Source organism: Okeania sp. SIO2B9 (genome assembly GCF_010672505.1).
GTDB classification, from domain to species: Bacteria; Cyanobacteriota; Cyanobacteriia; order Cyanobacteriales; family Microcoleaceae; genus Okeania; species Okeania hirsuta.
This window is the reverse complement of the sequence record NZ_JAAHGK010000533.1, coordinates 1-4833: the sequence shown is the minus strand read 5'-3', so window position 1 is coordinate 4833 and position 4833 is coordinate 1. Positions and strand designations below refer to the sequence as shown.

Genomic DNA, 4833 nt, shown 5'->3' with positions numbered 1-4833 from the left:
TTTAAATGCATGACTTTTAACTTCCGGGTAGCGGCACTAGCAGTGAAAATTTTTAAAAATAACCACCAGAATAATTTAAGGTAATTCAACAGAAGTTGGCTTGGCAATGTGCGGTAGTCCCCATCCCAATTTCTCGCGCAGAACATGGAAAAACTCTGGTGGCTTAAGTCGAATGAAACGTGCTTTATAATGTGATTGTTTCACTCGTACTCGGTCCTCTGGCAAGACATAACATCCTCCATTACCATCTACAATCATCATCATACGATTTGGACTAGCAGGAAAAACAGTTACTGGTTCAGTATCAGCAAAAACCAAAGCACGGGATGCTAGAGAATGGGGACAAATAGGTGAAAGCTCCAAAACGGGAACTCCCGGAGTCACAACAGGGCCACCTGCCGATAAAGAATAAGCAGTAGAACCAGTCGGAGTAGAAATAATAATACCGTCTGCCGCAATATCTATAGGAGCGTGCCGACCAATTTGGATCTCAAAATGGCACATACAGGTCATAGGTTCCCGATGTAAAACCATTTCATTTAAACAAAGGGCTTCCCATAATAACTCATTATCTCGGAACAGACGTACTTCTAGCATTGTCCTTTCTTCTACTTCATAGTCTCCTGCTAATACCTGTTCAATAGCTGGATATAACTGATTGACAAAAGTCTCAGTCAAGAAACCCATGTGACCTGTATTGACGGTCAATAGTGGAATATGGCAAGGTGCTACTTGACGAAATGCAGATAAGACTGTACCATCCCCTCCTAGGACTACAGCAAAAGTCATGTCTTTGGTAAAGCCAGAGGGAACTAATTGGTCTATAGAAGTATGACATAAAGGATGTTCTAGGCTGGGATAACCTAAGATTCCTCCCGATCCATTATTGATGTGAATATCATAGCCATAAGCTGTAAGCTTGTCTTTTAACTCATTAGTTATGCGACAAGCTATTGGTTTGGCATCGTTATAAATGATTCCTATTTTTGACACTCGAAAAAATCTAGTTCAGGGTGGTTAGAAACTTTAGAAAAAGAAAGGTTTATTCTTGGAAGTTGATTTTCCTAATTTTGCTTGCTCGTACTCTATTTCCTTCAACTTTTTCATAATCCGACTATAGTATTCTTGCAAATAAGATTCTAGTGTGGTTATTTCTTCAGGATTAATGCCAAATACAGGATAAACATCATCCATTGAAGCTGTTAAAGGTTGACTGTTGGCTAATACTTCTGCAAAAGCTAGTCTATCCGAGACATTCCAACCCCATTGAAATGACCTAGTAAGCTGACGAAATATACGCAATAAGTTAATATTGGTACGGGTTACTTTTGCTTTTTCTCCAGACAGTCTTTCACACATCCGAATAATTTCACTAGCATCCCAAGCACGGGGACCTACTACCGGAAAGCTTTGATTTTCTGTTTCGGGAACTGAAATACTACGGACAGCAAACTTAGCAATATCTTGAGTATCCATATATGCAATCGCTGTTCCTTGACCGGGAACCCAAACTGCTTGCTTATCTAAAATTGGCACTGCATACTGGCCAATTAATCCCTGTAAAAAACCACAAGGTTTTAAGATCGTGTATTTTAAGCCAGATTCAGCAATAAAAAGTTCTGTACATCGCTTAATTTCTAGGAGAGGGACTTGGGGATATTTCTCTGCATTTAAAAAGGAGAAAAATATAAAACGTTCTACACCTTTAGCCACTAGAGCTTGAATCAGTGATACTTTTCCTTCCCAGTCTACCTGTTTAATACTCAGAGAGTCTGTTGGTCTCGCAGTTGCAGCATCAATCACTGCATCAACTCCTTCCAAAGCTGGTAGTAGAGTTTTAGGCTTACAGAGATTTCCTCCTATTAGTTCAGCCCCCCACTCTTTTAAAAAAGATGCTCTACTGTAGCTTCTGATTAAGCAGCGTACTTCATAACCTTCGTTTAGGGCACAACGCACTATTTGTCTACCAAGAGTACCAGTAGCCCCTACGATTAATAGTTTCATAAACAGTTTATTGATTATATTAAAGATTCTTTATCACTTTATCAAAATTATCTCATTTTTTTACAAAACTTAATATTTTGAGTTAAATATGTTTTAGCTTATATTTTTATTAATCTATTTAAGATACCATAAGATCCATAGAAAGTAAATACCACCATAGGCATTCCCCACTAGAAAAAATTAATGAGGAAATGCTCCTATAGCAAAATGTCAGTCAGTTAAGCGATCGTACTACTTTAAAGACCGGGAAATTTGATTATTCGCCTCCTTGTAATTTAAGTAATAGGAAACCTCCTGCTAAACCAATCAGAATCACAGAAAAAGACAAAATAGCTGCATTGAAAATCTCACCACTCATATTCTTAAAATACTCCTATGTAATTTGTGATATATATTTTAAGACATTTTGACTTCTCCCCAGACTAAAGTCATAAGTATTCTTCAGCGGAATAAATATGAAAATATCAGCAACAGAAATAGAAAATACAAATCCTCGTTTAGGATTGACAATTGGAGATCCTGGGGGCATAGGACCAGAAATAATTCTTAAGGCTTTAGCAGACCCTACTGTTACAGAAAATTGTGACTTGACAATTATAGGCAGTCATCGCATTTTGCAACAAACCTATCAAAAACTATCTCAACTCTCGAAAAAAACTCAATCGCAACAATTACTTGTCAAATGGGAAAATTTAAAAATTTTAGATGTAGAGTTTAATGGAAAATTAGAAAATATATTTCCCGGCAAAGGTAATGCTGTGAGTGGGGAAGCTAGCTTTTGTTTCATGGAAACAGCTATTGCTCAGACTTTAGCTGGAAAATTTCAAGGTATTGTTACTGCTCCTATTTCCAAAACTTGCTGGCAGATGGCTGGTCATAAATACCCTGGTCAAACTGAACTTTTAGCAGAAAAAGCAGGAGTAAAAAAATTTGGGATGCTATTTTTTGCGCGATCGCCCCACAGTAATTTTGTACTCCGCTCTCTTTTAGCTACCACACATATACCATTATGTCAAGTTCCAAAAGCTTTAACGCCAGAGTTGCTGAGTTGGAAATTAGAATTGCTTATAGAAAGTTTACAAAAAGATTTTGGGATTTCTCGGCCAAAAATTGCTGTGGCTGGTTTAAATCCTCATAGCGGAGAAAATGGACAATTAGGAACAGAAGAGCAAAATTGGCTGATTCCTTGGTTGGACAAACAACGCGATCGCCGACCAGATATACAGTTAGATGGGCCAGTGCCACCGGATACTATGTGGGTAAAACCAGGTCAAGCTTGGCTAGGTTTACCAGCTAAAACTTATGATGCTTATTTAGCGTTATATCATGACCAAGGTTTAATTCCAGTCAAGCTAATGGCTTTTGATTTAGCAGTGAATACTACTATTGGTTTACCATTTGTTCGTACCTCTCCCGACCATGGTACAGCTTTTGATATTGCTGGTCAGGGTATTGCTGATGCAACGAGTATGAAAGCAGCAATAAAGTTAGCTAAAGAACTGATATTACAAAGAAGTTATTAATAGAATTGTCTCTGCAATAGTTGACTTAGTGAATCTACAATCTAAAATATACAAATAAGAGGTACAAAAAAGCTGACAAATTTTATTGTCAAGCAAATATACCTACTAATATAATTTTAGTTAGCTCTCAGGGGTGAGAAGAAAAAATTCTTACCCTAAAATAATCCTATTAAGGCATGAGTTAACAAACAAGAAAATGGTAAAAAAATCAAAATTTATTTGAGAAACCTTTGAAAACTATATCCTTTGGTATCCAGGGAAAAATGGATTATGAAACTTTAGGAAAAGCAGGAGGAATTAGCACAACTCCTGGCACACCCCAATGGGCACTTGCTATTAAGTTAAAGCTACAATCTGTTCTGAAAAAAGATGTAGTTGTTAATGAGGAACAATTAAAAGCATGGCGTGAATTAATGAAACAGCCTGCTGCTTATCAACAATTACTTGATGAGCAAGGAAAACCATTTAATAGCTATGAAGAATTATGTCGTGCTCAACCACCTTATGGATTAGGTTGTGAAGCTAAAGAAATTGAAGAATTAATTAGCAGGTTAGAATCAACTGGAACAAAAACAGTTGATACATCGGAAGACCCGGTCAAAGATTTAGGAAATCCATCAAATTATTTTCATAAATTCTCTAAACTTGTGGAAGCTTGCCCGGATAATCAAGCTTTAAATGCACCGAAAATAGGAGAGATTTTGGATTATGCTCATAGCACTGCTCAATTATGGAGAAAACGATGGGAACATTTAGGATGGTTAGAACAATCAAAAAGTAGTGGGAGAGGTTTTTATCAAATTACTGAATCAGGAAAAAATGCGGTTAAAAATTGGTTAGAGCAACAGCCAGAAGGTAAGTTGAATCAAGAACTTTGGGTAGTAGTTCCTAAAAATCCTAAAAAGGCTGCAGAAAAATTGATTAAGTCGTTTAAAGATGAGGATTTAAGAGAAATTTACAAATTAATTGGAGAGTCTTTTGGTCAAGAATTAACTATATTTCATTCAGATTCAGAGATGGAATAAGAATTTGTTTTTGGTTATTAGCAGATTACCTAATCTATCAATGTCAGGGTTAACAGCATCAATTAAGAGTTTAATTTTTTTATCCTTCAATGTAATTTAATGCTGAAAAAATAAAAGGTTGTTTTTGAGGAGATTATTAATGTTAAAAGTAGTCCTGAACTGTATGGAATAAGTAAATTATTGAATCAATGAAAATAGGAGTTTTTCTTCTGAGTAAATGTTCCTTATAAAATAGCTATAGGGATTACTTTTAACTGGGGTATTTTGAGTGAAATAAATTA

5 protein-coding genes are annotated in these 4833 nt (G+C 36.1%); 2 read left to right on the top strand and 3 right to left on the bottom strand.

Annotation, left to right across the window (positions count from 1 at the left end; translation table 11 throughout):
• Window positions 1-75: 75 nt before the first annotated feature.
• From F6K13_RS18515 to petM, 3 genes are all read right to left on the bottom strand, one after another.
• Complete coding sequence (locus F6K13_RS18515) at window positions 76-993, bottom strand: NAD(+) kinase (RefSeq protein ID WP_124146143.1); 918 nt, start codon at window positions 991-993, stop codon at window positions 76-78.
• A 33-nt stretch (window positions 994-1026) separates the two neighbouring features.
• Window positions 1027-2004: an SDR family oxidoreductase gene (locus F6K13_RS18510; protein ID WP_124146142.1), complete on the bottom strand. Its 978-nt coding sequence runs from the start codon at window positions 2002-2004 to the stop codon at window positions 1027-1029.
• A gap of 256 nt (window positions 2005-2260) precedes the next feature.
• Window positions 2261-2362 (bottom strand): cytochrome b6-f complex subunit PetM, encoded by a 102-nt coding sequence (gene petM, locus F6K13_RS18505; protein WP_063823346.1) that lies wholly within the window; start codon window positions 2360-2362, stop codon window positions 2261-2263.
• A gap of 97 nt (window positions 2363-2459) precedes the next feature.
• Here petM and pdxA point away from each other — a divergent pair, with 97 nt between their 5' ends.
• Complete coding sequence (pdxA, locus tag F6K13_RS18500; protein WP_287287964.1) at window positions 2460-3527, top strand: 4-hydroxythreonine-4-phosphate dehydrogenase PdxA; 1068 nt, start codon at window positions 2460-2462, stop codon at window positions 3525-3527.
• 230 nt (window positions 3528-3757) lie between these two features.
• Window positions 3758-4552: a hypothetical protein gene (locus F6K13_RS18495; RefSeq protein WP_124154995.1), complete on the top strand. Its 795-nt coding sequence runs from the start codon at window positions 3758-3760 to the stop codon at window positions 4550-4552.
• Window positions 4553-4833 lie beyond the last annotated feature (281 nt).

Bases quoted from the DNA above. Each gene is read 5' to 3' on its own strand.
- pdxA (WP_287287964.1), top strand. From the start codon at position 2,460: ATGAAAATATCAGCAACAGAAATAGAAAATACAAATCCTCGTTTAGGA.
- petM (WP_063823346.1), bottom strand. From the start codon at position 2,362: ATGAGTGGTGAGATTTTCAATGCAGCTATTTTGTCTTTTTCTGTGATT.
- F6K13_RS18510 (WP_124146142.1), bottom strand. From the start codon at position 2,004: ATGAAACTATTAATCGTAGGGGCTACTGGTACTCTTGGTAGACAAATA.